This is a genomic window from Nocardia acididurans (assembly GCF_016741815.1).
Taxonomy (GTDB): domain Bacteria; phylum Actinomycetota; class Actinomycetes; order Mycobacteriales; family Mycobacteriaceae; genus Nocardia; species Nocardia acididurans.
Genome location: NZ_JAERRJ010000014.1, coordinates 97,921 through 121,645 on the forward strand (window position 1 = coordinate 97,921; position 23,725 = coordinate 121,645).

General features: G+C 68.1%; 28 protein-coding genes. 6 read left to right on the forward strand and 22 right to left on the reverse strand.

Translation table 11 applies throughout. The features are described 5' to 3' along the window. The gene (locus JK358_RS32135; RefSeq protein WP_232852259.1) at positions 1 to 324 is read left to right on the forward strand and encodes a LapA family protein; all 324 of its coding nucleotides are present in this window, start codon (positions 1 to 3) and stop codon (positions 322 to 324) included. A gap of 54 nt (positions 325 to 378) precedes the next feature. On the opposite strand, the gene JK358_RS32140 is transcribed toward JK358_RS32135, so the two are convergent. From JK358_RS32140 to JK358_RS32155, 4 genes are all read right to left on the reverse strand, one after another. Next, on the reverse strand, positions 379 to 1,251 hold the full coding sequence (locus JK358_RS32140) for a phosphatidate cytidylyltransferase (RefSeq protein WP_307817846.1): 873 nt from the start codon (positions 1,249 to 1,251) through the stop codon (positions 379 to 381). 129 nt (positions 1,252 to 1,380) lie between these two features. Then, a complete protein-coding gene (gene frr / locus JK358_RS32145; RefSeq protein WP_201954948.1) occupies positions 1,381 to 1,938 on the reverse strand; it encodes a ribosome recycling factor in 558 nt (185 codons plus the stop codon). 30 nt (positions 1,939 to 1,968) lie between these two features. Further along, the gene (gene pyrH / locus JK358_RS32150; RefSeq protein ID WP_181581036.1) at positions 1,969 to 2,703 is read right to left on the reverse strand and encodes a UMP kinase; all 735 of its coding nucleotides are present in this window, start codon (positions 2,701 to 2,703) and stop codon (positions 1,969 to 1,971) included. 160 nt (positions 2,704 to 2,863) lie between these two features. Continuing rightward, the gene (locus tag JK358_RS32155; protein ID WP_201954949.1) at positions 2,864 to 3,730 is read right to left on the reverse strand and encodes a helix-turn-helix transcriptional regulator; all 867 of its coding nucleotides are present in this window, start codon (positions 3,728 to 3,730) and stop codon (positions 2,864 to 2,866) included. 141 nt (positions 3,731 to 3,871) lie between these two features. On the opposite strand from JK358_RS32155, the gene JK358_RS32160 reads away from it, so the two are divergent. The 3 genes from JK358_RS32160 (at position 3,872) to JK358_RS32170 (ending at position 5,476) form a co-directional block, all read left to right on the forward strand. Continuing rightward, a complete protein-coding gene (locus JK358_RS32160) occupies positions 3,872 to 4,756 on the forward strand; it encodes an NmrA/HSCARG family protein (protein ID WP_201954950.1) in 885 nt (294 codons plus the stop codon). A 276-nt stretch (positions 4,757 to 5,032) separates the two neighbouring features. Then, positions 5,033 to 5,200: a hypothetical protein gene (locus JK358_RS39575; protein WP_232852260.1), complete on the forward strand. Its 168-nt coding sequence runs from the start codon at positions 5,033 to 5,035 to the stop codon at positions 5,198 to 5,200. A gap of 42 nt (positions 5,201 to 5,242) precedes the next feature. Further along, positions 5,243 to 5,476 (forward strand): hypothetical protein, encoded by a 234-nt coding sequence (locus JK358_RS32170; RefSeq protein ID WP_201954952.1) that lies wholly within the window; start codon positions 5,243 to 5,245, stop codon positions 5,474 to 5,476. A 75-nt stretch (positions 5,477 to 5,551) separates the two neighbouring features. On the opposite strand, the gene tsf is transcribed toward JK358_RS32170, so the two are convergent. The 4 genes from tsf to JK358_RS32190 all read right to left on the reverse strand — a co-directional run bounded on the left by tsf (position 5,552) and on the right by JK358_RS32190 (position 8,287). Continuing rightward, positions 5,552 to 6,367 (reverse strand): translation elongation factor Ts, encoded by an 816-nt coding sequence (gene tsf / locus JK358_RS32175; protein WP_201954953.1) that lies wholly within the window; start codon positions 6,365 to 6,367, stop codon positions 5,552 to 5,554. Positions 6,368 to 6,473: 106 nt separating this feature from the next. Further along, positions 6,474 to 7,334: a 30S ribosomal protein S2 gene (gene rpsB, locus JK358_RS32180; RefSeq protein WP_201954954.1), complete on the reverse strand. Its 861-nt coding sequence runs from the start codon at positions 7,332 to 7,334 to the stop codon at positions 6,474 to 6,476. A gap of 234 nt (positions 7,335 to 7,568) precedes the next feature. Beyond that, on the reverse strand, positions 7,569 to 7,898 hold the full coding sequence (locus JK358_RS32185) for a DUF202 domain-containing protein (RefSeq protein WP_201954955.1): 330 nt from the start codon (positions 7,896 to 7,898) through the stop codon (positions 7,569 to 7,571). Then, a complete protein-coding gene (locus JK358_RS32190) occupies positions 7,895 to 8,287 on the reverse strand; it encodes a YidH family protein (RefSeq protein WP_201954956.1) in 393 nt (130 codons plus the stop codon). The genes JK358_RS32185 and JK358_RS32190 overlap by 4 nt, the downstream gene beginning before the upstream one ends. A 134-nt stretch (positions 8,288 to 8,421) precedes the next feature. On the opposite strand from JK358_RS32190, the gene JK358_RS32195 reads away from it, so the two are divergent. Next, a complete protein-coding gene (locus JK358_RS32195) occupies positions 8,422 to 8,934 on the forward strand; it encodes a M23 family metallopeptidase (protein WP_372440767.1) in 513 nt (170 codons plus the stop codon). Positions 8,935 to 9,000: 66 nt separating this feature from the next. Next, positions 9,001 to 9,516: a DUF1990 domain-containing protein gene (locus JK358_RS32200; RefSeq protein ID WP_201954957.1), complete on the forward strand. Its 516-nt coding sequence runs from the start codon at positions 9,001 to 9,003 to the stop codon at positions 9,514 to 9,516. A gap of 68 nt (positions 9,517 to 9,584) precedes the next feature. Here JK358_RS32200 and JK358_RS32205 read toward each other — a convergent pair whose 3' ends face one another. The 14 genes from JK358_RS32205 to JK358_RS32270 form a co-directional block, all read right to left on the reverse strand. After that, positions 9,585 to 9,956, reverse strand: a complete 372-nt coding sequence (locus tag JK358_RS32205; RefSeq protein WP_201954958.1) for a GatB/YqeY domain-containing protein — start codon at positions 9,954 to 9,956, stop codon at positions 9,585 to 9,587. Positions 9,957 to 10,154: 198 nt separating this feature from the next. Then, positions 10,155 to 10,934 carry a siderophore-interacting protein gene (locus JK358_RS32210; RefSeq protein ID WP_201954959.1) on the reverse strand — a complete coding sequence of 260 codons (780 nt, stop codon included), beginning with the start codon at positions 10,932 to 10,934 and terminating at the stop codon, positions 10,155 to 10,157. Positions 10,935 to 11,003: 69 nt separating this feature from the next. Next, a complete protein-coding gene (locus JK358_RS32215) occupies positions 11,004 to 11,744 on the reverse strand; it encodes an N-formylglutamate amidohydrolase (RefSeq protein WP_307817839.1) in 741 nt (246 codons plus the stop codon). A 35-nt stretch (positions 11,745 to 11,779) separates the two neighbouring features. Then, a complete protein-coding gene (locus JK358_RS32220; protein ID WP_201954961.1) occupies positions 11,780 to 12,703 on the reverse strand; it encodes a tyrosine recombinase XerC in 924 nt (307 codons plus the stop codon). 47 nt (positions 12,704 to 12,750) lie between these two features. After that, entirely contained in the window at positions 12,751 to 13,917 is a 1,167-nt protein-coding gene (gene dprA, locus JK358_RS32225; RefSeq protein WP_201954962.1) for a DNA-processing protein DprA, read from the reverse strand. Then, complete coding sequence (locus JK358_RS32230) at positions 13,914 to 15,422, reverse strand: YifB family Mg chelatase-like AAA ATPase (RefSeq protein WP_201954963.1); 1,509 nt, start codon at positions 15,420 to 15,422, stop codon at positions 13,914 to 13,916. The genes dprA and JK358_RS32230 overlap by 4 nt, the downstream gene beginning before the upstream one ends. Position 15,423: 1 nt before the next feature. Then, complete coding sequence (locus JK358_RS32235) at positions 15,424 to 15,780, reverse strand: YraN family protein (protein WP_201954964.1); 357 nt, start codon at positions 15,778 to 15,780, stop codon at positions 15,424 to 15,426. Between the two features lie 87 nt (positions 15,781 to 15,867). After that, the gene (locus JK358_RS32240; RefSeq protein WP_011210678.1) at positions 15,868 to 16,173 is read right to left on the reverse strand and encodes a DUF2469 domain-containing protein; all 306 of its coding nucleotides are present in this window, start codon (positions 16,171 to 16,173) and stop codon (positions 15,868 to 15,870) included. Between the two features lie 43 nt (positions 16,174 to 16,216). Then, a complete protein-coding gene (locus tag JK358_RS32245; protein WP_307817847.1) occupies positions 16,217 to 16,891 on the reverse strand; it encodes a ribonuclease HII in 675 nt (224 codons plus the stop codon). 138 nt (positions 16,892 to 17,029) lie between these two features. Beyond that, the gene (gene lepB / locus JK358_RS32250) at positions 17,030 to 17,827 is read right to left on the reverse strand and encodes a signal peptidase I (protein ID WP_372440768.1); all 798 of its coding nucleotides are present in this window, start codon (positions 17,825 to 17,827) and stop codon (positions 17,030 to 17,032) included. A 74-nt stretch (positions 17,828 to 17,901) separates the two neighbouring features. Next, on the reverse strand, positions 17,902 to 18,243 hold the full coding sequence (gene rplS / locus JK358_RS32255) for a 50S ribosomal protein L19 (RefSeq protein WP_181581058.1): 342 nt from the start codon (positions 18,241 to 18,243) through the stop codon (positions 17,902 to 17,904). Positions 18,244 to 18,419: 176 nt separating this feature from the next. Beyond that, complete coding sequence (locus JK358_RS32260) at positions 18,420 to 20,087, reverse strand: alpha-keto acid decarboxylase family protein (RefSeq protein WP_201954966.1); 1,668 nt, start codon at positions 20,085 to 20,087, stop codon at positions 18,420 to 18,422. Positions 20,088 to 20,110: 23 nt separating this feature from the next. Beyond that, the gene (locus JK358_RS32265; RefSeq protein ID WP_201954967.1) at positions 20,111 to 20,989 is read right to left on the reverse strand and encodes a hypothetical protein; all 879 of its coding nucleotides are present in this window, start codon (positions 20,987 to 20,989) and stop codon (positions 20,111 to 20,113) included. A 217-nt stretch (positions 20,990 to 21,206) separates the two neighbouring features. Continuing rightward, positions 21,207 to 23,645, reverse strand: coding sequence for a Tex family protein (locus JK358_RS32270; RefSeq protein ID WP_201954968.1), 2,439 nt, complete (start codon positions 23,643 to 23,645; stop codon positions 21,207 to 21,209). Positions 23,646 to 23,725: the final 80 nt, after the last annotated feature.

Below are 23,725 nucleotides of genomic sequence, written 5' to 3' on the forward strand. Positions count from 1 at the left end.
ATGACCGCAGACGCCGTGAATCCCGGAGCGGAGCCCAGTGCGGGCGCCGAATCCGTCGAGAAGAAAATCGACAATGTATTGAAGACCCGAACCGGCTACACCTGGGCCGGACTCGTCATCGCGGCACTGCTCGGCATCCTGGTACTCATCTTCATCCTCCAGAACCTGGAGAACGCCCGGGTCGAATTCTTCGCCTGGACCTTCCAGATGCCGATCGGTGTCCTGGTGCTCCTCGCCATCATCATCGGAGCACTCGTGATGGGTCTGGTCGGCGGCTGGCGTATCTTCCAGCTACGCCGGGCCGCCAAGAAAGCCGCGCACTGACCTGCATTTCCCGGGGGTTTTCGGGGGCACGGCCCCCGAATCCCCCGGTGCGCCTCAGAGAAGCGCAGTCAGAACGAGCCAGGAGACGAAGGCCGACGGCAGCATCGAGTCCAGACGGTCCATGATGCCGCCGTGGCCGGGCAGCAGGGTGCCCATGTCCTTGATGCCGAGTTCACGTTTGACCTGGGATTCGATGAGGTCGCCGCTGGTGGCCACCAGCACCAGACCCACGCCCAGCAGGACGCCGATCATCGAATTGGCCTGCAGCAGCAGGGTCACGGTGAGCAGGCCGCCGATGACGGAGAAGACCAGGGAGCCGGCGAAGCCCTCCCAGGACTTCTTCGGGCTGATGGCCGGGACCATCGGATGCTTGCCGAACAGGACGCCCGCGACATAGCCGCCGACATCCGAGCAGACCACCAGGATCATGAAGGTGAGAACCCGCAGGTTGCCGTCCGGCTGATCCAGCATGAGGACGGCGAAGGCCGCGAGCAGCGGCACCCAGGCGAGGACGAAGATGCTGATCGCGGTGTCGCGCAGGTAGTTTCGCGGGGTCGCCTGTAAGCCGTGGTCGAACAGGCGCCACACCATCACCGTCAGGGCCGTCGCACCGAACGCGCCCACCACCCCCTGCGGGCCCGCCGGCCACGCCAGCCAGATGATGGCCTGCCCGCCGACCAGCAGCGGGATCCGCGGCACCAGGACATCGGCCTCGCGCAGCCGCTTGGCCACCTCCCAGGTGGCCACGGCCATGGCCACCGCGATCACGCCGACGAGCACCTTGGGCGCCCACAGCAGGATCGCGATGAGGGACAGTCCCAGCCCGAAACCGACCGCCAATGCCGCGGGCAGGTTCCGGCCCGCCTTGGAAGCCGGGGCTTTCGCCGCGGCTGTCTCGCTCGGCGCCGCCGCATCACCCGGCGGCACCGCGGTTGTCTCGGCCTCGCCGGTGGCGGCAGTTTCTTCGGCCACGATTGTCCCGTCGCTCACTTGTCGTCCGTTCGTCCCTACCCCCGGGCGGCGTCCAAGATGCTCGGAAGCATCGCGCCGACCGGCCTAGACCTCGAGCAGTTCGCCTTCTTTGTGCTTGACCAGTTCGTCGATCTGGTGCACGTACTTCTGGGTGGTCTTGTCGAGCTCCTTCTCGGCGCGACCGACCTCGTCCTCGCCGGCCTCGCCGTCCTTCTGGATGCGGCCCAGCTCGTCCATGGTCTTGCGGCGCACGTTGCGGATGGCGATCTTGGCGTCCTCGCCCTTGGCCTTGGCCTGCTTCACCATCTCGCGACGGCGTTCCTCGGTGAGCTGCGGCACGATCACGCGAATGATGTGCCCGTCATTGGTCGGGTTCACACCCAGGTCCGAATTGCGGATCGCGGTCTCGATGACCTGCAACTGCGACTGCTCGTACGGCTTCACCACCAGCATGCGCGGCTCGGGCACGCTGATGGACGCGATCTGGGTGATCGGGGTGGGCGACCCGTAGTAGTCGACGACGACCCGGGAGAACATGCCCGGATTCGCGCGACCGGTCCGAATGGAACCGAGGTCGTCCTTCGCCACCGAGACGGCCTTCTCCATCTTTTCCTCGGCGTCGAAGAGCGCTTCTTCAATCACGGCGTTTCCTCCACAGCTAGTTCTCGTTGGTCACGAACGGACCAGCGTGCCGATCTTTTCACCGGCGACCGCACGGGCGATATTTCCCTTGGTAAGCAGATTGAACACCAGCATCGGCATCTGGTTGTCCATACACAGACTGAACGCGGTGGCGTCGGCCACCTTCAGGCCCTGCTCCAGCACTTCCTTGTGCGTGACCTCGGTGTACATGGTGGCGTTCGGGTCCTCGCGCGGGTCCGCGGTGAAGACGCCGTCGACCGCCTTGGCCATCAGCACCACCTCGGCCTGGATCTCCAGGGCGCGCTGCGCGGCGGTGGTGTCGGTGGAGAAGTACGGCATACCCATACCCGCTCCGAAGATCACCACACGACCCTTCTCCAGATGCCGCTTGGCGCGCAGCGGCAGATACGGCTCGGCGACCTGGCCCATGGTGATGGCGGTCTGCACGCGCGTGTCGATGCCCTGCTTCTGCAGGAAGTCTTGCAGCGCAAGGCTGTTCATGACCGTGCCGAGCATGCCCATGTAGTCCGAACGGGCGCGCTCCATGCCGCGTTCCTCGAGTTCCGCGCCACGGAAGAAATTGCCACCGCCGATGACGACGGCCACCTGGACGCCGTCCTCGACGACCTCGGCGATCTGCTCGGCGACGGTCTGCACGACATCGGGATCGAGACCGACCCGGCCGCCGCCGAACATCTCGCCACCCAGCTTGAGGAGCACTCGGCGATAGCCCTTGCGGTCGGGCGCCGTATCCGGGTCCGTCATCGGTCTCCTTCTCCTCGGCAGTGAGACTGCACACGCACATGAAAAGACCATCCCGGCACAATTGGTTTACACGGGACGGTGACAAGCTTCATCTATCCTGCCTCACGCGCCGTCACGGAGGTGAGCCGACCCTCGCAGACGGTGAGAAATTTGGCGTGTTCTATCCGGTTTCGGCCGTGCGCAGCAGCGCCGAAAGCCGTGTGGCGGCAAGCTCGGTGGCCGGAATCTGCACGACCAGCAGCAATCCGGGATCATCCACCGGACGCGATTGGAACAGTTCCAGCTCCACCTGACCGACCTCCGGATGATTCACCAGGATGGTTGCGGGCCGGAAGCGGTGCACCGGATACTCCGACCACCACTGCTTGAATTCGAGGCTCTCCGCCCGCAGACCGGCCACCAGCGCGGTGAGCCGCGGATCGTCGGGGCGGCGGCCCATGGCATCGCGCAACTGGCTCAGCACGGCCCGCGCGGCCAACTCCCAGCGCGGCATGCGCAGCCGATTGTCGTTGTCGGTGAACATCATCCACAGCAGATTGCGCCGGGCGGCCGGCATCTCCAGCGGATCGTGACGCAGCCGCACATAGGCGCTGTTCCAGGCCAGGTAGTCGAAAGCGGCGTCGTAGACGGTGGCGGCATTGGGCAGCATGGCGTCGACGAGGCGCTGCATACGGGCGTGGTCGCCGTCGCGGCGCTGCTCCTCGGGTTCGGTGAAGCCTGCCAGAAACCGCAGGTGACGGTGTTGATCGGCATCCAGTCGCAGGGTGCGGGCCAGGGCGTCGATCACCTGGCGGCTGGCGGTGACGTCGCGGCCCTGCTCGAGCCAGGTGTACCAGGTGAGCCCCACGCCCGACAGCTCGGCAACCTCCTCGCGACGCAGTCCCGGCGTACGCCGGCGCGACGCCTCACCGTAGGGCAGCAGTCCCACATCGCCGGGCTGGAGTTTGCCGCGCTGCGCCCGCAGAAATTCACCCAGCTGTTGCTGCCGACTACCGCCCGCGCCGTGATTGCCTTTGCCGCTTACCATTTCGTTCCTCCACCGCCCGTGCCGCCCTCCCGGCACCAGAGCCTGGGTAGCAGTATCGCTACCAGGACAGCGATACGCCCGGCTTCATAGCGTGATTCTCATCAGATAAACGAAATACCCAGGGAATCAAGGGAGTACGAAATGACCACCCACACCGCACCGATTCTGGTCATCGGAGCCACCGGCCGCCAGGGCACCGCCACCGCCACCGCACTGCTCGAACGCGGTTGGCCGGTACGGGCTTTCGTCCGCGATCCGCAGGCCGCCAAAGCCGTCGCGCTGCACGAGGCCGGCGCGGAACTGGCCGTCGGGGATCTCGACGACGAGGACTCACTACGCAAGGCCATGGACGGCGTGCACGGCGTCTTCCTCATGATGACCATGATGGAGGGCGTCAACATCAGCCTGGCCGCCGTGGCCGCCGAGGAGAAGCGCGGACGCCGCGTCGCCGAGATCGTCGGCGAGCTCGGAATCTCGCACCTGGTCTACAGCTCGCTCAGCGGAGTGGGCGAGGACTCGGGGATCGAATACTACGACTCCAAGGAACATATCGAGGACGGCATCCGCGAACTCGGGCTGCCCGCCACGATCCTGCGGCCGGTGCTGTTCATGGACAATTTCGCCACCTACAACAAGCCGTCCCGCGATGGCGACAGCCTGGTGCTGGCGCTGGCGGTCGCCCCCGAGGTGCCCATGCCGGTCATCGCCATCGAGGACATCGGTAGGTTCGCCGCGCTGGCCTTCGACCGGCCGGATGAGTTCCTGGGCCGCACCCTGACCATCGCCGGCGATATCCTGACGCCGCCGCAGATCGCCGAAATCCTCGGCGCGGCAGCCGGATTGACCCCGCGCACCGTACAGATCCCGCTCGAGCAGCTGCGCGCCTTCGACGAGCAGGTCGCCAAGATGTTCGCGCACTTCAACACCCACCCGCACGCGCCGATCGACCTCGCCGCACTGCGCGCGGCGCATCCGGAGCTGCACGACCTGCGGAGCTGGCTGCGCGCCACCGACTGGAAACTGTGAGGCGATCACCATGACCGACGGCCTGCTGGTCCCACCCGGATTCGACGTGGGCGCCCACTGGCATGGCCACGCCGAGGAGATCTTCTACATCGTGGATGGCGAACTCGACCTGCTCGCCTTCCACCCGGCCACCACCGCCCTCGGCGACTGGCGCACCTGGGAGGCACAGGACGGCACCAAGGTCTTCCGCGGCGGCCCGGCAGCTTCATGCACGTCCCGGCGGGCTGCCCGCATGCCTTCTACAACCCCGGAAACTCCACCGCCAAAATGCTTTTCATGGTCACCCCCGCCGGCCACGAACGCTATCTCGCCGAACTCACCGAGCTGCTCACCTCCGGCGAAGGTACCCCCGACAATGTCGCCGAACTCCGCATCAAACACGACATCCACCAGCTCACGCCGCTGCGGAACCGCCCGGCCGGCCCCCATAACCATGGGCACTGAACCATGGTTGAAATGCAATAGTTTCAAATATTATCGCTGGTCATGAGCACCACCTCGCGCCGTCGCAGCGCCATAGCCGGACTCACCAGCTTGGCCTGCGCCGCAACGATTCTCCTGACCGCCGCCCCGGCCACCGCCGACCTCCCCCACACCCCCGCAGCAGCCATTTCCGGCTCCAGCGAGGTGACCTGGACCTTCCTGCTTCCCTTTCTCACAATCTTCTGCGGCCTGGATTCCGTCAGCGGCGGCACCACCTGTCTGAGCACCCCCGCATAACGCGTCCCGACAACGAGAAAGCCCCTCGCTCATCCAATCCGGATGGGCGAGGGGCTTTTCGAGTGTGTCAGGCGATTACGCCTGGCCGACCTCGAAGCGGGCGAAGCGGGTGATGGTGACACCGGCCTCGTCCAGCTGCGCCTTGACGGTCTTCTTGGAGTCGGTGACCGAAGCCTGCTCCAGGAGCACGACGTCCTTGTAGAAGCCGTTGACGCGGCCTTCGACGATCTTCGGCAGCGCGGCCTCGGGCTTGCCCTCTTCCTTGGCGGTGGCCTCGGCGATCTCGCGCTCCTTGGCGACGAGCTCGGCCGGGACGTCCTCGCGGGTGAGGTACTTGGCCTTGAGGGCGGCGACCTGCATGCCGGCGGCGCGGGCGGCGTCGGCATCGGAGCCGGTGTACTCGACCAGCACGCCCACGGCGGGCGGCAGGTCGGTGGCACGCTTGTGCAGGTAGACGGTGGTGGTGCCGTCGAAGGTCGCCACGCGGCGCAGCTCGAGCTTCTCGCCGATCTTGGCGGCCAGCTCCTGCAGCACCTGGTCGGCGGTCTTGCCGTCGACCTCAACGGCCTTCAGGGCGTCCAGGTCGGCCGGGCGGGCCTTGGCGGCCGCCGCGACGATCGCGTTCGCGACGTCCTGGAACTCCTGGTTCTTGGCCACGAAGTCGGTCTCGGAGTTGATCTCGATCAGGACGCCGTCCTGCGCGACGACCAGGCCCTCGGCGGTGGCGCGCTCGGCGCGCTTGCCGACATCCTTGGCGCCCTTGATGCGCAGGAACTCGACGGCCTTGTCGAAGTCGCCCGCGTTCTCCTCGAGGGCCTTCTTGCAGTCCATCATGCCGGAGCCGGTGAGCTCGCGGAGCCGCTTCACATCGGCGGCGGTGTAGTTCGCCATCTGGGGCGAGCCTCCCTTTGTGAGTGAAAGTCTGTGGGGGTCACACCTTGCCGACCGCGTCCCAACGGAGTCGGTCGGCAAGGTGAACAGATGCCTCGCGGCTGGATCAGAAGTCGGCCGGGGTCTTGGTGGCCGGGTCTTCGGTCAGCGCGGCTTCGGCGGCGGTCTCGACAGCCGGGGCCTCGGCGGCCGGGGCGGCCTGGGCCAGCTGCTCGAGCTCCCACTCGGCGAGGGGCTCGCCGGCGCCGATCTCCGGCTTGGCATCGCCGGTGGCACGCGCGGCACGAGCCTGCACGCCCTCGGCGACCGCGGAGGCGACGACCTTGGTCAGCAGCGCGGCGGAACGGATCGCGTCGTCGTTACCCGGGATCGGGTAGTCGACCAGGTCGGGATCGCAGTTGGTGTCCAGGATCGCGATGACCGGGATGTTCAGCTTGCGAGCCTCGCCGACGGCGATGTGCTCCTTGTTGGTGTCGACGACCCAGATGGCCGAGGGCACCTTGGCCATGTCCCGGATGCCGCCGAGGGTGCGCTCCAGCTTGTTCTTCTCACGCGTCAGCATGAGGATTTCCTTCTTGGTGCGACCTTCGAAACCGCCGGTCTGCTCCATCGCCTCGAGCTCCTTGAGGCGCTGCAGGCGCTTGTGCACGGTCTGGAAGTTGGTGAGCATGCCGCCCAGCCAGCGCTGGTTCACGTAGGGCATGCCGACGCGGGTCGCCTCGGAAGCGATCGACTCCTGGGCCTGCTTCTTGGTGCCGACGAAGAGAACGGTGCCACCGTGGGCGACGGTCTCCTTGACGAACTCGTAGGCCTTGTCGATGTAGGTCAGCGTCTGCTGCAGATCGATGATGTAGATGCCGTTGCGGTCGGTGAAGATGAAACGCTTCATCTTCGGGTTCCACCGGCGGGTCTGATGACCGAAGTGCGCGCCGCTGTCGAGCAGCTGCTTCATAGTTACGACAGCCATGGCTCCCGTATCTCCTCTTGTTGCTGGTTGACACAGAGATCGGCGATCTCTGCCCTGGCGCCCACGGCCACCGACACCCACAACTCTGCTGTGAAAGCTCAGCTCTGGGACCAGCCGGCGACCCTCGATGCGGGCGCGCGAAGTCGGTTCGCGTTCGAGCAAACCGCTTGGCCAGTCTACGGGCCTGGGCACGGAGACTGAAATCGGGTCCGGGCGCAGCGGCGGGACCTGCGATTACGCCTGCGTCAACGCGTAGTAGAGGGCCAGGCCGAGCGCGAAGGTCACCACCGCGGAGGACGCCACGGCGACGGTGGTGACAGCACGGTGACCATCGGCCCAGTCACCCCGCCTGTGCGAATGCAGCACATGACTGCGACGCACCCCGACCAGCGTCAGAACGCCCAGGGACACAACGGCTGTGAGCGCGAGCACAGCCACCGGCAGCCACTCGGTCGTATAGGCCAGATGCACCAGCAGCACCGCGTTGGCCATGGCCGCGACGCAGGTCCGCCGCCACGACAGCGCGGTGCGCTCGGCGGCGAGACCGGCCTCGGGGCTGGTCACGACAGCAACAGACCGACGCTGGCCAGCACCGCGATCACCGCGATGCCGACCGACAGGACGGGAACCATGAGGGCGCGCGGCATGCGTTCCCCGCGTTCCATGGCCGCCTGCACATGCCGCCAGCGGCCGTACGCGCCCAGGGCGATGACGGCCGCCAGCACGATGCAGCTCATGGCGACGGCACTGCGCAGACCGTGGTGGCGGAACGGGCGGACCAACTCGTGCACGGCGACGCCGCCCGCGAGCAGGCCCAGGGCGGTGCGGATCCAGGCCAGGAAGGTGCGCTCGTTGGCGAGGGTGAAGCGGTAGTCGATATCGCGCTCTTCGGCCTCGGCGATGTCATCGAGTTTCTCGTTCCCGGCGCCGGCGGTCGGCTCGGCAGAGCCCATGAACGATGTCCTCCTGTAGGCCGGGATCAGGGCTGATTCAGGTTCGAGGCAGGCGGTGTCCACATACGCTCGAGTTGTCCACACTCGCCGAACACGGTATCCCGGCACGCGATCGTTTCCGCGACAGTGGTCTCATGCGCCCGATCATGTCGCTGGTCCTCGGCGGGATCTCACCGGTTGTCCTCGCACTGCTGGTCTCGGTCGCACCCGGCGCGGCCGCCGCGCCGCGCGGCGAGTTCGATTGGCCGCTGCGGCCGCGACCGGCGGTCGTGCGCGCGTTCGACAAACCGGAGCACGACTGGCTGCCGGGCCATCGCGGCGTGGATCTAGCCGCCGGTACCGGGCGGCCGGTCCTGGCGGCCGGGTCGGGAGTCGTGGTGTTCGCCGGGGTGGTGGCGGGCAAGCCGGTGATATCGATCGACCACGCCGGCGGGCTGCGCACCACCTACGAACCCGTGACAGCCTCGATCCCCGTGGGGCGCAAGGTAACTCGCGGAGCACCACTCGGCACCCTGAGCGCCGGTCACGAAGGCTGCCCCACCTCCGCCTGCCTGCACTGGGGCGTACGCCGCGGCCACGACTACCTGAACCCCCTCGCCCTGATCCAGCGCGCCCCCCTCCGCCTGAAACCCATAACCCGCCAATGACGATCCGAGACACCCAGCACAACCATCCCCCTGTCCACACCGCGCCGACAAGACCAGGATGAAGACATGCCGCACCAGTCCACCGAAACCCCGTTCACCTACCCCGACGTCGGCGCAACCAGGGGCGAATTCCCACCCGGCTACCGCCATTTCCGCCGCCGCCGCCGGATCGGTTCGGGCCGCGCGGTTTTCGAGCAGGCGGCAGCCGACATCCTCGCCTACCGCATGCAGAAGGCCACCGGCATCTTCGCGCAGGCAACCACCCCCACCGCCGAACCGGGCACGGAAGTCCGAATGTTCTTCGGCCTCGCCCGAATCGGCATCACCGCCCCGGCCCGAGTCGTCTATGTGGTCGACGAGCCGGACCGCCGGGGGTTCGCCTACGGCACGCTCGCTGGGCATCCCCTGCGCGGCGAGGAACTCTTCGTGGCCGAGTACGACCCCACCGACGACTCGGTACATGTTGTCGTGGCGGCCTTTTCCCGCCCCGGCCCCTGGTACGCCCGCCTCGGCAGTCCGGTCGTACGGCAGATCCAGCGCATCTTTTCCGCCCGATACATCAACGCACTTCGGCCGAACTGAACAGCCATGCCGGTACGCCCGGCATCGGGGAGAGTGCTCGCGGTGATCGGAGGCCGGGCGTATCCGGGCTATTCGGCGTCGGCGTACTTGGCCAGGGCGGCGGCTTCGGCGCGCAGGGTGGCTGCGCGGTCTGCGCCGCCGGTCAGGGTGTCGTACTCGGCGGCCGCCGTGATGCGCTCGTGGTATTCGGACTTGATGATGGCGTCGATCTCGGCGGCGGTCAGTTCGCGGCGCGGGAGTTCGGCGGCGCCCAGGCCGAGGGGGCTGGTCTCGATGGCGCCGGCCTGGACGTGGGAGGCGTCTACTGCCTCGTGGTTGTCGATGGCGGCCAGCAGGGAACGCAGGGCTGCGATTGCCGGACGGTTCTTGTCCTTCATCGCCTGTTTCAGGTCTGCGCGCAGTCTTGTGCGGTAGCTCTCCGCGATCGGCTCGATCGTCATGGTGGTCGACGCTACGGCCCGATTTCGCGGGCGTCGAGCACATTTCGTGCAACCGGCGACCGCGTCACCGCCTGAGGCGGTGACGGGCGGCCGTGTCACGGTCGTGACGGGCAACCGATGCCCCGGTGTGCGGCGGGGCGGGCAATCGTTGCCCCGGTGTCGGCGTGGCTGCCGACGGAAGCCGGCGGGGGGCGGCGGTCAGACGACTGCGGGCGTGGCCTTTTCGCGTTCGGCGAGGTCGGACTTCCACTGGCGGAAGCCTTCCTCGCTGCGGCCTCGACGCCAGTAGCCGGAGATGGAGGAGGCCCATTCGGCGGGGACGCCGCGCTCCTTGCGGATGTAGGGGCGCAGGTCGTGCATGACGGCCTGGGCTTCGCCGTGGATGAAGACCTGGACCTGGCCGTCGAGCCAGGGCTCGGCGCGGACGGCGGCGGCGAGCTTTTCGCCGGGGGCGGCGTCGCCGCGGTGAATCCAGGTGAGCTGCACGGATTCCGGGTGCACCAGGGCGAGTTCGTCGGCGGGGCCGGCGACCTCGAGGAAGACTCGGCCGGTGGCGTCGGAGGGCAGGGCCGCGCAGGCCGCGGCGATGGCGGGGAGCGCGGATTCGTCGCCGGCGAGCAGGTGCCAGTCGGCGTCCGGGCGGGGGGCGTACGCGCCGCCGGGGCCCATCAGATCGATGGTGTCGCCGGGCTGGGCGGCGGCGGCCCACGGGCCCGCGATGCCTTCGTCACCGTGGTAGACGAAGTCGATCGCGATCTCCTGCGCGGCCGGGTCCACCTCGCGGACGGTGTAGGTGCGCATGACATCGCCGTCGGCGCTCGGGAAGACGAGCTTCACGTAGGCGTCGGTGAACGCGTTGGGCTGGAACGCGGTGAACCCGTCACCGCCGAGGCGGACACGGACCATGTGGTCGCTGAGCCGGATGGTGCTCTGAACTGTGAAAGTCGTGCGGGGTCGAGCCAAAGGAATCACCTCCATATTAGGATTACCTAAGTCAGAGTAGATCCAACTCCGATAGCTCGTCGATACATTCCAATATGGCGGAAATCACGTTGGCGCGTCGATGAGAGTGGATAGGGCGGCGGCCAGACGGGGCAGGCCGGAGCCGGGCGGGCCGCCGGGTTCGAGCATGTAGGTATCGCGACGGATCTCCACCATGAGCGCGGTGACGCGCGAGTCCACGCCGTAGTGCGCCAGCGGCACATAGGTTCCGGCGAACGGGGTGTTCACCTCGATCCCGCCGAACTCCGCGAAGGCGGCGGCGGCTCGATCCAAGAGCTCCGGCGGGGTGTGGAAGGCGTCCGCGCCCAAACAGATCGGGGGGCGAGGGCCGTCGCCGTGGAGTTCGTAGGGCAGGGCCGTCGTCGGGTACGAGTGCACGTCGAGGATCACCGCACGGCCGGTGACGGCCAGGCGGTCCCGCACCAGCTCGGTGAACGCCCGCGCATAGGGGCGGAAGTAGCGGTCCAGGAGCTCGGCGGGGTCGAAATCGCTGGGGCGCAGGGCTTCTCGATGCGTGGTCCGCGTGTAGACGGCGCCCATCCCGACCGCGAGCATCTCCTCACGCTCGTCGGGAAATCGCTCGGGGTCGACGACCAGGCGGGACAGTTGGTTCACGAATCGCCACGGCGGAGTCCCGGCGAGCTCCACCGCGGCGGCCGCCAGCTGTTCGGTGTGAGCGTCGGTGAGGTGGTCGAGTTCCCGCTCCAGCGCGGCGTCGGAGAGCAGGATGCCGCCGCGCACCGCAGCGGGAATACGGCGCGAGGAATGCGGAACATGAAGTATCACAGGCGAATCCGCCGCGCCCTCGATCAGCTGGAAGTTCACGCGCGCGGGTGGGCCTGGTCGTGGACCTTCTTGAGCCGCTCGATGGAAACGTGCGTGTACAGCTGCGTGGTGGCCATGCTGGCGTGACCGAGAATCTCCTGCACCACCCGCAGATCGGCACCGCCTTCCAGCAGATGGGTGGCCGCCGAATGCCGCAGCCCGTGCGGCCCCATATCCGCCGCGCCGGGGATCACCGAAACTACTTCGTGCACAACAGTTCTCACCTGCCGCGGATCAACCCGCCGCCCGCGCCGCCCGAGCAGCAGAGCACGTCCCGACGCGGCGTTCGCGAACGCCGACCGCCCGTGCCGCAGCCAACTGTCCAGCGCCTGATCGGCCGGTGCGCCGAACGGCACCGCCCGCTCCTTGTTCCCCTTGCCGAGGACCCGCACCAACCGCCGCTCCCGATCCACATCCTCGATATCCAGCCCGCACAGCTCACTCACCCGAATCCCCGTGGCATACAGCATCTCCACGATCAGCCGATCCCGCAAGGCCATCGGATCATGCTGTGCCGCACCCGATTCCGCCGCCTCCATGGCCGCCTTCGCCTGCTCCTTCCCCAGCACCGACGGCAATACCCGATGCGGCCGCGGCGACCCCAGCCGAGGCCCCGGATCCACCGCCAACCGCCCCGTATGCGTCAACCACGCGGTGAACGTCCGAGCCGATGACGCCCGCCGAGCCATGGTGGTCCGCGCCGCCCCACCCGCCGCCTGCTCCGCCAGCCACGACCGCAGCAACGCCAGATCCACTTCTCCCACACCGGAATCCGCCGACCTGACGAGCAAATGCTCCAGCAGCGACCGCGCATCCCCCGCATAGGCCCGCACCGTGTGCTCCGACCGATTCCGCCCCAGCCGCAGATGCCGCCCGTACTCCGTCAGCAAGGCTTCCAAATCCTCGGGCAATGCACGCATCCCTCCACATTCACCCGCCCCGCCCGTACAGGCAAGCCACCACACCGTCACACCACCCCGCTCCCCCGCCGTCCCGCCGCGCTCCGAGACCACCCGTTCTCATCGCAGACCACCAGCCCGGCGATCTCCAAACCACTGAGCGCCGCCCGAACCGACCCCATCGACACCCCCGCCGCCTCCGCCAGCGACCGCGGCAACCGCGCCCCCACACTCGGCAACGCCGCGTACACCGCCGCCTCGTCGCCACCCAGGTTCTCCTCCGGATCAGGCGGCACCACCCCGGGCAACGACAGCCGCAGCGGCCCCGCCTCATCGAGCACGTCATCGGCACACGTGACCATGTACGCCTCCCCCTCCCGAATCATCCGATGGCACCCCACCGACACGGCCGAGGTAACCGGCCCCGGCACCGCCATGGCGGGCCGCCCCAACCGCCGCGACCACTTCACCGTGTTCCGAGCCCCGCTGCGCAGCCCCGCCTCCACCACGACGACACCATCCGCCAGCGCCGCGATGAGCCGATTGCGCGCCAGGAACTGATGCTTCCGCGCCGGCGTCCCCGGCGGATACTCGGTGACCACGACCCCGTTCTCGACGATCTCGGCCAGCAATCGATCGTGCTGCACCGGATACGGCCGATCCGGCCCGCAGGCCAGCACGGCCACGGTCGTCCCGCCGGCTCCGAGGGCCGCGCGATGCGCCATCCCATCGATCCCGAACGCCGCGCCCGAAACCACGGTCCAGCCACGCGCGGCGAGCTCGCCCGCGATCTCACCGGTCGCGTGATTGCCGTATCCGGTGCTGCAGCGCGTCCCCACCACGGCGACGGCTCGCTCGGCGCACTCCAGCAGCGATCGCTGCCCCCGGACCCACAGCGCCAAAGGCACTGCCGCCCCTTCGTCCTGGGTGGGATCGAGCTGGTTCAGGCCGAGCATCCGCCAGGCGGGCCACTCCGCATCGTCCGGGGTGACGACCCGCCCACCCAGGCGTCCGATCCACGCCAGATCCTGATCGACGCACTTCCTCCTCGAGACCGTTGCCCGCTTCTCGACCAGCCTGTCGAGCGCCGCCGGCAACGCGCTGCCCTCCACCGCGCGGGCCGCCTCCTCCACCCCGACGGATTCGATGAGCGCCGACAACGCCGCACACGGCCCCTCGGCCATGCGCGACAGATACACCCATGCCCGCATTCGCTCCTCGGCCGCGCCGCTCATGCCACACCCCGCTGCCGGAAGCTCAACGCCTGCAATACATCCTGCGCGATGGGCACCTCGCCACCACGCAAATCGCAGATGGTCCAGGCGACGCGGATGGCGCGATCCGCGCCGCGCGCCGACATGCGGCCGTGTTTCAGTGCGTTCTCCACGGGAGCCAGGGCCTCCCGGGGAAGCCGGAACCGTTGCCGCAGTACATGTCCGGGCACCTCCGCATTCGTGGTCAGGTTCACCGAGCTCCAGCGTTTCCGGGCCGCGTCACGCGCCGCCGCGACCCGCTTGCGCACGGTCTCGCTGCTTTCGACTTCCTCCCCGCTGAACGCCCCGGCGGCCTGGGAGTGCATCTGCACCGCGAGATCGATGCGGTCCATCAGGGGGCCGGAGAGTTTGCCGAGGTAGCGTCGACGAGCCAGGGGTGCGCAGATGCAGTCGATATCCCGGGCGGGGGCGCACGGGCAGGGGTTGGCCGCCAGAATGAGCTGGAATCGCGCGGGGTAGCGGGCGACGCCGTCGCGGCGAGCGATGCGAACCTCGCCTTCCTCCAACGGGGTTCGCAACGCCTCCAGCACGGACTTCGAGATCTCGGCGCATTCGTCGAGCAGGAGCACGCCGCGATGTGCCCGGCTCACCGCGCCGGGCCGCGCTGATCCCGAGCCGCCGCCGACCATGGCACTGACCGAGGTCGAATGATGTGGCGCTACGAACGGGGGCACGGTGATCAGCGGATAGTCGTCGGACAGAATGCCCGCCACCGAATGAATCGCCGTCACCTCGAGTGATTCTCGTTCGGTCAGCGGTGGCAGCAGGCTCGGAAGACGCTGCGCCAGCATCGTTTTACCGATTCCTGGTGGCCCGGTGAGCAACAGGTGGTGCCCGCCCGCCGCCGCGACCTCGAGCGCCCAGCGCGCTTCATGTTGCCCCACAACCTCATTGAGGTCGCCCACCGCGGGCGGCGGCGGGGGCGGTACCGGTTCCGGGGTGATGAGATCCGCGCCGCCGCGCAACCAGTCGAGCACGTCGACGAGGGTGGCGGCACCGAAGATGCGGATGCCTTTCACGAGCCCCGCCTCGGCGAGCGCGGCCTCGGGCACCACCACCGTCGCGCGTCCGGCATTGCGTGCCGCCACCACGGCGGGCAGGACGCCGCGCACGCGGCGCAGGCGGCCGTCGAGGGCCAGCTCGCCGAGCAGTACCGTGCCCACGAGACGCTGGGCGGGAACCGCTCCGGAAGCATCCATGACGGCGGCGGCCAGGGCCAGGTCGTAGACGCTGCCGACCTTGGGCAGGGTGGCCGGGGACAGCGCGAGGATGACGCGACCGTCGGGCCACTTCTCGCCCGAATTGGTGACCGCGGCCCGCACTCTGTCCCGTGATTCCTGCAGTACCGCGTCGGGGCGGCCGACCAGGTGGACCGAGGGCAGACCCTGGCCGATATCGGCTTCTATTTCGACGAGCTGGCCGTCCACCCCCGCGACGGCCACCGAGAACGCTCGACCCAGCGGCATATCAGAACACCGCCTTCAGATGCTCGATGACCGGGTCGGTGTGCGGGCGCAGGAGGATGGCGACGACGTCGAAACGGACGTGCTGCCAGGGGCCGTTCTGTTCGTGCAGCCAGAGCAGGGCCAGGCGGCGGATGCGCTGCTGTTTGAGGAAGGTGACGGCCTCGGCGGGTGGGCCGAAGGTGCGGGCGGTGCGGGTTTTGACCTCGACGAAGGCGGTGATGTCACCGTCGTGGGCGATGAGGTCGAGTTCGCCGTAGCGGCAGCGCCAGTTTCTGGCGACTATCTCCAGGCCGGCGTCGCGCAGGAATCGCGCCGCCAGCTCCTCCCCGTGCGCTCCGAGCGCGAGATTGTGTGCCATGCACACCAGAATGGCCGGACCCGAGCGGGGACCGGCCATGCCGACCTGGGGAAACAGGTCGGCCTGTGGATGACGAAAAGCTGTGGACTACTCCGGAAGCCGCAGGTCGGGCTTCTCCAGCTCCTCGATGTTCACATCCTTGAAGGTGATGACTCGAACGTGCTTCACGAAGCGGGCGGGCCGGTACATGTCCCATACCCATGCATCGGACATCCGCACCTCGAAATACACTTCGCCATCGGCGTTCTGCGGCCGCAGTTCGACGGAATTGGCGAGGTAGAAGCGACGTTCGGTCTCCACCACGTACGAGAATTGACCGACGATGTCCTTGTACTCGCGGTACAGGGATAGTTCCATCTCGGTTTCGTACTTCTCGAGGTCCTCGGCGCTCATCGGGTGGAACGTCCTCCTTATCGCCACACTGGGTGTAGAGACATCATCCCGCATACGCGGTGTCGGTAGCCACTCGGCCGGTCTCACGGACGTTTCGCCAGGACCGCCGGTGTTCGGTGGTGACGCCCAGTCGCTGCAGCGCCTCGTTGTGTTCGGGTGTGTTGTACCCCTTGTGGGCCGCGAAACCATAGCCCGGGAATTGCTCGTCCAGCTCGACCATCATGCGATCCCGGGTCACCTTGGCCAGCACACTGGCCGCCGCGATACCGGCCGAGGACGCATCGCCGCCGATCACGGGCAGTGACGGCACCGGAATGCCGGGCACCCGGAAACCGTCGGTGAGCACGTAGCCGGGCACCGGATCCAGCCCCGCCACGGCCCGGCGCATGCCCTCGATATTGGCGACGTGGATGCCGATGGAGTCGATCTCCCAGGCCGGGATCACGACCACCTGGTACGCGAGCGCGAGCCGCTGGATCACCGGGAACAGCTCCTCGCGCACCGCCTCGGTGAGCTTCTTGGAGTCGTCGAGCGCGGCCAGCGCGGGGAGCGGTTTGGGCGGCAGCACACACGCAGCGACCACCAGCGGCCCGGCCGACGGCCCGCGCCCGGCCTCGTCCACCCCGGCCACCGGACCCAGCCCGGAGCGGATCAATGCCGATTCGAGGGTGCGCAGCCCGCCCGAGCGGCGCATGACCACCCGCGGCGGCCAGTCCACCCGGTCGACGGGCTGTTCGACCCGCTTGCCGCCGCGCGGCTGAATCTTCTTGCCGCCCCGCGGCTCCCGACTCGTGGCGCGCAGATCCCGGGACGCGCCGTTCGCTGTCTTCCCCACCGGTCGATTATCCCGCAGCGCTCAGTTCGTCTGCGGGTCTTGGGAGCGAATGGGTCCGATCCGGCTCGGCGGCCAGATCTTGAACACCGCCTTACCTCGCACATCGGACACCGGCACGGTGCCGTCGAACTCGTCTTCCTGGTGGTAGCGCGAGTCGCGCGATTCGCGGCGGTTGTCGCCCATCACCCAGAGGTTGCCCTCGGGCACCTTCACCGGACCGAACGCGCGCCCGCCCTGATTGAACGGGATGTTCGGCATGGCCGGATTGAACGGATTATTGCGGCCCGCTTCGATATACGTCTCGTCCAGCGGTTTGCCGTCGACCATGACCCGGCCTTCCGCGTCACAGCACTGCACGGTCTGCCCGCCGATGGCGATGACCCGCTTCACGAGGTCGTTCTCATCCGGCGGCACGAGCCCGAAGAACGAGAGACCGTTCTGGATGCCGCGCACCACGGTATTGGTCGAGCGAGTCGACCGGTAGGTGTCGTTCCACGAGGAGGTCGGCCCCACGAACACCACCACATCCCCCGGCTGCGGATCGCCGAAGTAGTAGCTCAGCTTCTCCACGTAGATCCGGTCACCCGTGCACCCGGCGCAGCCGTGCAGCGTGGGTTCCATGGACTGCGAGGGAATCACGTACGGCCGTCCGATGAAGTTCACGACCAGTGCGGTGATGACCGCGGCGATACCGATCAGGATCGGCAGTTCCTGCCAGAACGGGCGCTGCTTCTTCTTCGGCTTGTCCGCCTTCGTCTTCTCGGCCCGGCCGTCGTCGTCCGCTCCGGACACCGCTGTCGACTCGCTCTCGTCTGCCACCGGAACAGAGTAGCCCGGCACCGCGAACATGCATGCGGTGCCGGGCTACTCGGCGTTCGAAGTGAAAAGCTACTTCAGCGCTTTTCCTTGATCTTCGCGGCCTTGCCACGGAGATCGCGCAGGTAGTACAGCTTGGCGCGGCGGACGTCACCACGGGTGACGACCTCGATCTTGTCGAGGTTGGGGCTGTGCACCGGGAAGGTGCGCTCCACGCCGACACCGAAGGACACCTTGCGCACGGTGAAGGTCTCGCGGATGCCACCGTTCTGACGGCGGATCACGACGCCCTTGAAGACCTGCACACGCTCCTTGTTACCTTCGATAACCTTCACGTGCACGTTGACCGTGTCACCCGGGCGGAAGTCCGGGACGTCGCTGCGCAGCGACGATGCGTCGACGAAGTCGAGGGTGTTCATTTCCGTCCTTATTGGAGTTCGCAAGAACAGAGGAACCTGGCGGCAACCACATAAGGGCTCGACCGGTTCGTGCTCCGGATAATTGGGCGGTACCCGAGCGCGGGGCGCTCGAAGCAACCTGAGCATTGTGCCAGATGACGCGGCCCCCCGGTTAATCGGGGGTGACCTGCTCACGGTCAGGACGCGGTGTTGGCCCGGGTGAGCGCCGCGGCGATATCCGACACCAGCGGCGGATAGTCCGTCGCACCGGTGACCACCCGCAAGAATACGAGCCGATCCTGCGCGTCGGTGGCCGCGCGCACACAGTCGCGCAGTTCGCCGACGGTGGTGGCGCGCAGGGTCAGCACCGAATCGTCGTCCCCGCCGAAGGCGCGCGGCAGTTCGTCCCAGCGCCAGGGCGCGATGTCGTTGTAGGCGGCGGCCGGGCCGTGGATGGCGCGTTCGATGGCGTACCCGCTGTTGTCCACGAGGATGATGACGCCGTGCACGCGCTCGCGAATCCAGGTGCCGAGTTCCTGGATCGACAGCTGCGCGGCTCCGTCGCCGATCACCAGGACGGCCCGGCGGTCCGGGCAGGCCAGTCCGGCCCCGAGTGCGGCGGGCAGGGCGTAGCCGATGGAACCCCACAGCGGCTGGCCCAGGAAGGTGATGCCCGTCGGCATGCGCAGGGTCGCGAGGCCGAAGAACGCCGTGCCCTGATCGGCGACCACGATATTGCTGTTGCCCAGCGCCTCGGCGACGATCGGCCACAGGGTGGCCTGGGTCAGCGGCGCGTCGGCCTTCGCCTCGACGGTCGGCATGACCTTCGCGATCGCCGGAGTCGGTGCCGGAGCGGCGAATTCACCGCTGATCCGGGCGAGGATGGCCAGCGCGGCGGGCAGTGACAGCGGCGCGAACGTATCGACCCCGCCGATGACCGTGCGTTCGGGGCCGATATCGATGGTGCGGCGCGCGTCGATGCGGTGACTGAATCCGGCCGTGGTGCTGTCGGTGTACTGTACGCCCACGATGACGAGCCGCTCGGCATCTTCCACCCCGGCGCGCACGGCCTCCGGCGAGGCCGCACCCGTGTAGACGCCGAGGAAGTTCGGTTCGGATTCGTCGACCAGGGTCTTGCCCCAGGCCAGGGTGGCGTGCGGCAGCTTCCGGGTCGACAGCAGTTCGCGCAGTTCGTCCGTCGCGCCGACGCGATCGGCGAACACATCGGCCAGCACCGTGACCCGACGCCCCGTCAGGAAGGCGCGGGCGGCCGCTTCGAAGGCTTCGCGCGCCCCGGCGCTGCTGAAATCCGCGGGCGGGGCCAGCGGGGCGGCGGGCCGGTCGACCTCCATGCGCGCGGTGTCGGTGGCGAGCATCAGATAGCCGGGTCGCCGGTGCACCCGCACCGAGTTGAGCACCCGATCGATTTCCGGACAGGCGTCGGCGGCCCCGAGATCGGCTTGCGCGCAGGTGACTTCGGCCGCGATTCGCCGGAAGTGGTGGAAGTCGCCGTCGCCGAGCGTGTGGTGGATGACCCGGTGGTTCGCCTGAATATCCTTGGCAGGCACGCCGACGATGTGCACCACCGGGACATGTTCGGCATAGCTTCCGGCGATGGCGTTGACCGCGCTCAACTCCCCCACCCCGTAGGTGGTGACCACCGCGCCGATGCCGCGCAGCCGCGCGTATCCGTCCGCCGCGTATCCGGCGTTCAGCTCGTTGGCGCTGCCGACCCAGCGGATCCGCGGGTGCGCGACCACGTGGTCGAGGAATTGGAGGTTGAAATCGCCCGGGACGCCGAAGATTTCGGTGACGCCGAGTTCGTGGAGCCGATCGAGCAGGTAATCGCCGACAACGTAGCCCATACCCAACCCTGGCACGCCGCCAATCAGTCAGCAACCTTTCGGCTACCGACGCGCGGTGAGGGCGGGGCCGGGATGACGGTCCGCGCCACTTCTTCCTGCGCGGCCTGCTGGGCGTGGATGACCGCCTGTCGCACATGCACCACATCGGGTTTGCCCGCGAGAATGTCCTGCACGAAGATCTTGGCCCGGATCACCGGCAGCCGATATCGCCGCTCCCGGATCATGGCCCGGCGCATGAGCGCCCGTCGCGTGCCGTACCGCCACCGCGCCCACGGCGCTCCGGGCCGGCTCAGCCGCAGCGCCCCGACCACCAGCAGCGGCGGGAAGAACATCCCGAACAGACCGGTCCAAATCTTGCCCTTGGCGATGACGATCGCCGCCAGCCCGAAATTGGCGATGGTGAACCCGGCGATGATGAACCGCTCGGTGTTGTTGGGTTCGCTACGGAAATCATTGATGTCGAGCAGCCACAGCGGATGAAAACCCAGCAGCAGCAACCCCGTCACCGCGATGGCGACGAACACCGCGTCCACCGAGGTGCGCCCCTGCTCCTCCCAGTACACGTCCCGCAGGTAGTAGATCAGCGCGAACTCGTCGAGCACCAGCGCCGCCCCCACCCCGAACGCCGCCGCGAACGCGCAGATCACCCCGAGACTGCTCTCGTACATGGTGACCAGCCCGACCCCGGACGACAGCACCAGGACAACCCCGAACACCATGTGGTGAATGTGCACGTCGCCCGCCCGCACATTCCCCGGCCACCACCGCACCTGCTTGCGAATCAGCCGCACGCTGACCCGGATCAACAGGAATCCGACGATGAACCCGATCAGCAGGCAGGCCAGCGGCAAACGACCATTGGCGATGACGTCCTCGTCCAACCACCGTCGAAAGCCCGACATACCCCTACCGTTTCCGCCGTCGATCCTGGTTCGGCGCCTGGGCCGCACTCTTCTGGCTACCCAGAGTAGGCGTGATCGTCCCGGTCCGGCCCCAGCGGCGCCGGAGCTCCCCTACCGGTAGGACTCGCGGTGTGGGTGCGGCTTCCCGGGAAGGGAGCGGTGGCGGCTGCCGGATGTCCGGTTTTCGCCGTCACCGCCCCCGCACCGGGGAAGGTGGTTACTTGCCGAAACCGGCGCGGCGCAGCGCGTCTGCCATGGAGCCGCTGGGGGCGGATTGGGTGCGGCGGTCGTTGCCGCCGCGCCCGCCCTGGCCACCCTGACCGCCCTGGCGATTGCCTTGCCCGCCTTGGCGATTGCCGCCGCCGCCCTGGCCGCCCTGGCGGGGCCGCCCGTCGCCGCGGCCGCCCTGGTTCTGGCCGCCGCGCGGACGGCCTTCGCCGCGTTCGGGTTTGGCGGCGCCGGGCTCGTCGTCGAGGCGCAGGGACAGGCCGATGCGCTGGCGCTGGACGTCCACCTCGAGGACCTTGACCTTCACCACGTCACCGGATTTCACGACCTCGCGCGGATCCTTGACGAAGGTGTGGGACATGGCGGAGACGTGGACCAGGCCGTCCTGGTGGACGCCCACGTCGACGAAGGCGCCGAAGGCGGCCACGTTGGTGACCACACCCTCGAGCACCATGCCGGGCTTCAGGTCGGCGACCTTCTCGATGCCCGCGGCGAATTCGGCGGTCTTGAATTCCGGGCGGGGGTCGCGGCCGGGCTTCTCGAGTTCGCTGATGATGTCGGTGACGGTCGGGACGCCGAACTTCTCATCGGTGAACTCGGCGGGCCGCAGCGCGCGCAGGACCGTGGTGTTGCCGATGAGCTCCTGCATACCGCGGCCGCTGGCGTCGAGAATGCGGCGCACCACCGGATAGGCCTCGGGGTGCACCGAGGAGGTGTCGAGCGGGTCGTCGCCGCCGCGGATGCGCAGGAAGCCCGCGCACTGTTCGAAAGCCTTGGGGCCCAGGCGCGGAACGTCCTTCAGCGCGGCGCGCGAACGGAACGGGCCGTTGGCGTCGCGGTGCGCCACAATGCTTTCCGCGAGCGAGGTGGCGATGCCGGAGACGCGCGACAGCAGCGGCACCGACGCCGTGTTGACGTCCACGCCGACCGCGTTCACCGCGTCTTCGACGACCGCCCCGAGCGAGCGCGCGAGCAGGGTTTCGGAGACGTCGTGCTGATACTGGCCGACGCCGATGGACTTCGGATCGATCTTCACCAGTTCCGCCAGCGGATCCTGCAGCCGGCGCGCGATGGACACCGCGCCGCGCAGCGACACGTCCATATCGGGCAGTTCCTGCGAGGCGTAGGCCGAGGCCGAGTACACCGACGCGCCCGCCTCGGAGACCACGATCTTGGTGGGCTTGTTCTCCGGAATGCGCGAGATGAGTTCGGCGGCAAGGGCATCGGTCTCGCGGGAGGCGGTGCCGTTGCCGATGGCGATCAGCTCCACATTGAAGCGCGCGACCAGCGCGCCCAGCACGGCGAGGGACTTCTCGGTCTGCCCCTGCGGCTTGTGCGGGTAGATGACCTCGGTGGCGACGCACTTGCCGGTGGAGTCGACCACGGCGACCTTCACGCCGGTGCGGTAGCCCGGGTCCAGGCCCATGGTGGTGCGGGTGCCGGCGGGGGCGGCCAGCAGCAGGTCGCGCAGGTTGGCCGCGAAGACGTCGACGGCGTCGCGTTCGGCGCTCTGCCGCAACCGCATTCGGGTGTCGATGCCCAGGCTCACCTGGAGTTTGGTGCGCCAGGCCCAGCGCACGGTGTCGAGCAGCCACTTGTCGGCGGCGCGGCCCTGTTCGGCGATGCCGAACTTGTAGGCGATGCGGCCCTCGTAGATGGTGCGCTCACCGTCCTCGGGCTCTTCGGTGTCGGCTTCGAGGTGCAGGGTGAGCACCTCTTCCTTCTCACCGCGCAGCAGCGCCAGGATGCGATGTGAGGGCAGCTTGCTGAACGGTTCGTTGAAGTCGAAGTAGTCGGCGAACTTCGCGCCCGCTTCTTCCTTGCCGGCGCGCACGGTGGAGGTGACCTGTCCGCGCTCCCACATGAGTTCGCGCAGTTCACCGACGAGGTCGGCGTCTTCGGCGAAGCGTTCCACGAGGATGGCGCGCGCACCGTCGAGCTGTTCGGCGTCGTACTGCGCGGGGTCGGTGGTGGGGTCGTTCAGCAGTGCGTCGGCGACGGGCTCGTGCCCGGCTTCGCGCGCGATCTGCGCCTTGGTGCGCCGCTTCGGCTTGTACGGCAGGTAGATGTCCTCGAGGCGAGCCTTGGTGTCCGCCAGCATGATCGACGCGTGCAGCTCGGCGGTGAGCTTGCCCTGCCCGCGAATGGATTCGATGATCGACCCGCGCCGATCGTCCATTTCCCGCAGGTAGTGCAGGCGTTCGTCGAGCGTGCGTAGCTGGGCGTCGTCGAGCCCGCCGGTGACCTCCTTGCGGTATCGGGCGATGAACGGCACGGTCGACCCGGCGTCCAGTAGCTCGACGGCCGCGCGCACCTGTCCCTCCCCCACGCTCAGCTCATCGGCGATGCGCCGACTCACGCTGGCCAGGCGGACAGTGCTCTCGGCACCTGCGGTCTCTGCGTTGACGGTTTCGGAGGCTGTCGTCACGCCCGCAGACACTACCGGCGCGCGATGACGACACGGTGACGGACTCGGCCCATGTCTCCATCACGCTCGCCGGGACGGCC

Excerpts from the sequence above, each read along its gene's own strand:
- JK358_RS32135 (WP_232852259.1), top strand. The coding sequence starts at position 1 with ATGACCGCAGACGCCGTGAATCCCGGAGCGGAGCCCAGTGCGGGCGCC.
- pyrH (WP_181581036.1), bottom strand. The coding sequence starts at position 2,703 with ATGACGGACCCGGATACGGCGCCCGACCGCAAGGGCTATCGCCGAGTG.
- JK358_RS32155 (WP_201954949.1), bottom strand. The coding sequence starts at position 3,730 with ATGGTAAGCGGCAAAGGCAATCACGGCGCGGGCGGTAGTCGGCAGCAA.
- JK358_RS32160 (WP_201954950.1), top strand. The coding sequence starts at position 3,872 with ATGACCACCCACACCGCACCGATTCTGGTCATCGGAGCCACCGGCCGC.
- JK358_RS39575 (WP_232852260.1), top strand. The coding sequence starts at position 5,033 with ATGGTCACCCCCGCCGGCCACGAACGCTATCTCGCCGAACTCACCGAG.
- JK358_RS32170 (WP_201954952.1), top strand. The coding sequence starts at position 5,243 with ATGAGCACCACCTCGCGCCGTCGCAGCGCCATAGCCGGACTCACCAGC.
- tsf (WP_201954953.1), bottom strand. The coding sequence starts at position 6,367 with ATGGCGAACTACACCGCCGCCGATGTGAAGCGGCTCCGCGAGCTCACC.
- rpsB (WP_201954954.1), bottom strand. The coding sequence starts at position 7,334 with ATGGCTGTCGTAACTATGAAGCAGCTGCTCGACAGCGGCGCGCACTTC.
- JK358_RS32190 (WP_201954956.1), bottom strand. The coding sequence starts at position 8,287 with ATGGGCTCTGCCGAGCCGACCGCCGGCGCCGGGAACGAGAAACTCGAT.
- JK358_RS32195 (WP_372440767.1), top strand. The coding sequence starts at position 8,422 with ATGCGCCCGATCATGTCGCTGGTCCTCGGCGGGATCTCACCGGTTGTC.
- JK358_RS32200 (WP_201954957.1), top strand. The coding sequence starts at position 9,001 with ATGCCGCACCAGTCCACCGAAACCCCGTTCACCTACCCCGACGTCGGC.
- JK358_RS32205 (WP_201954958.1), bottom strand. The coding sequence starts at position 9,956 with ATGACGATCGAGCCGATCGCGGAGAGCTACCGCACAAGACTGCGCGCA.
- JK358_RS32210 (WP_201954959.1), bottom strand. The coding sequence starts at position 10,934 with ATGGAGGTGATTCCTTTGGCTCGACCCCGCACGACTTTCACAGTTCAG.
- JK358_RS32220 (WP_201954961.1), bottom strand. The coding sequence starts at position 12,703 with ATGCGTGCATTGCCCGAGGATTTGGAAGCCTTGCTGACGGAGTACGGG.
- dprA (WP_201954962.1), bottom strand. The coding sequence starts at position 13,917 with ATGAGCGGCGCGGCCGAGGAGCGAATGCGGGCATGGGTGTATCTGTCG.
- JK358_RS32230 (WP_201954963.1), bottom strand. The coding sequence starts at position 15,422 with ATGCCGCTGGGTCGAGCGTTCTCGGTGGCCGTCGCGGGGGTGGACGGC.
- JK358_RS32235 (WP_201954964.1), bottom strand. The coding sequence starts at position 15,780 with ATGGCACACAATCTCGCGCTCGGAGCGCACGGGGAGGAGCTGGCGGCG.
- JK358_RS32240 (WP_011210678.1), bottom strand. The coding sequence starts at position 16,173 with ATGAGCGCCGAGGACCTCGAGAAGTACGAAACCGAGATGGAACTATCC.
- rplS (WP_181581058.1), bottom strand. The coding sequence starts at position 18,243 with ATGAACACCCTCGACTTCGTCGACGCATCGTCGCTGCGCAGCGACGTC.
- JK358_RS32260 (WP_201954966.1), bottom strand. The coding sequence starts at position 20,087 with ATGGGCTACGTTGTCGGCGATTACCTGCTCGATCGGCTCCACGAACTC.
- JK358_RS32265 (WP_201954967.1), bottom strand. The coding sequence starts at position 20,989 with ATGTCGGGCTTTCGACGGTGGTTGGACGAGGACGTCATCGCCAATGGT.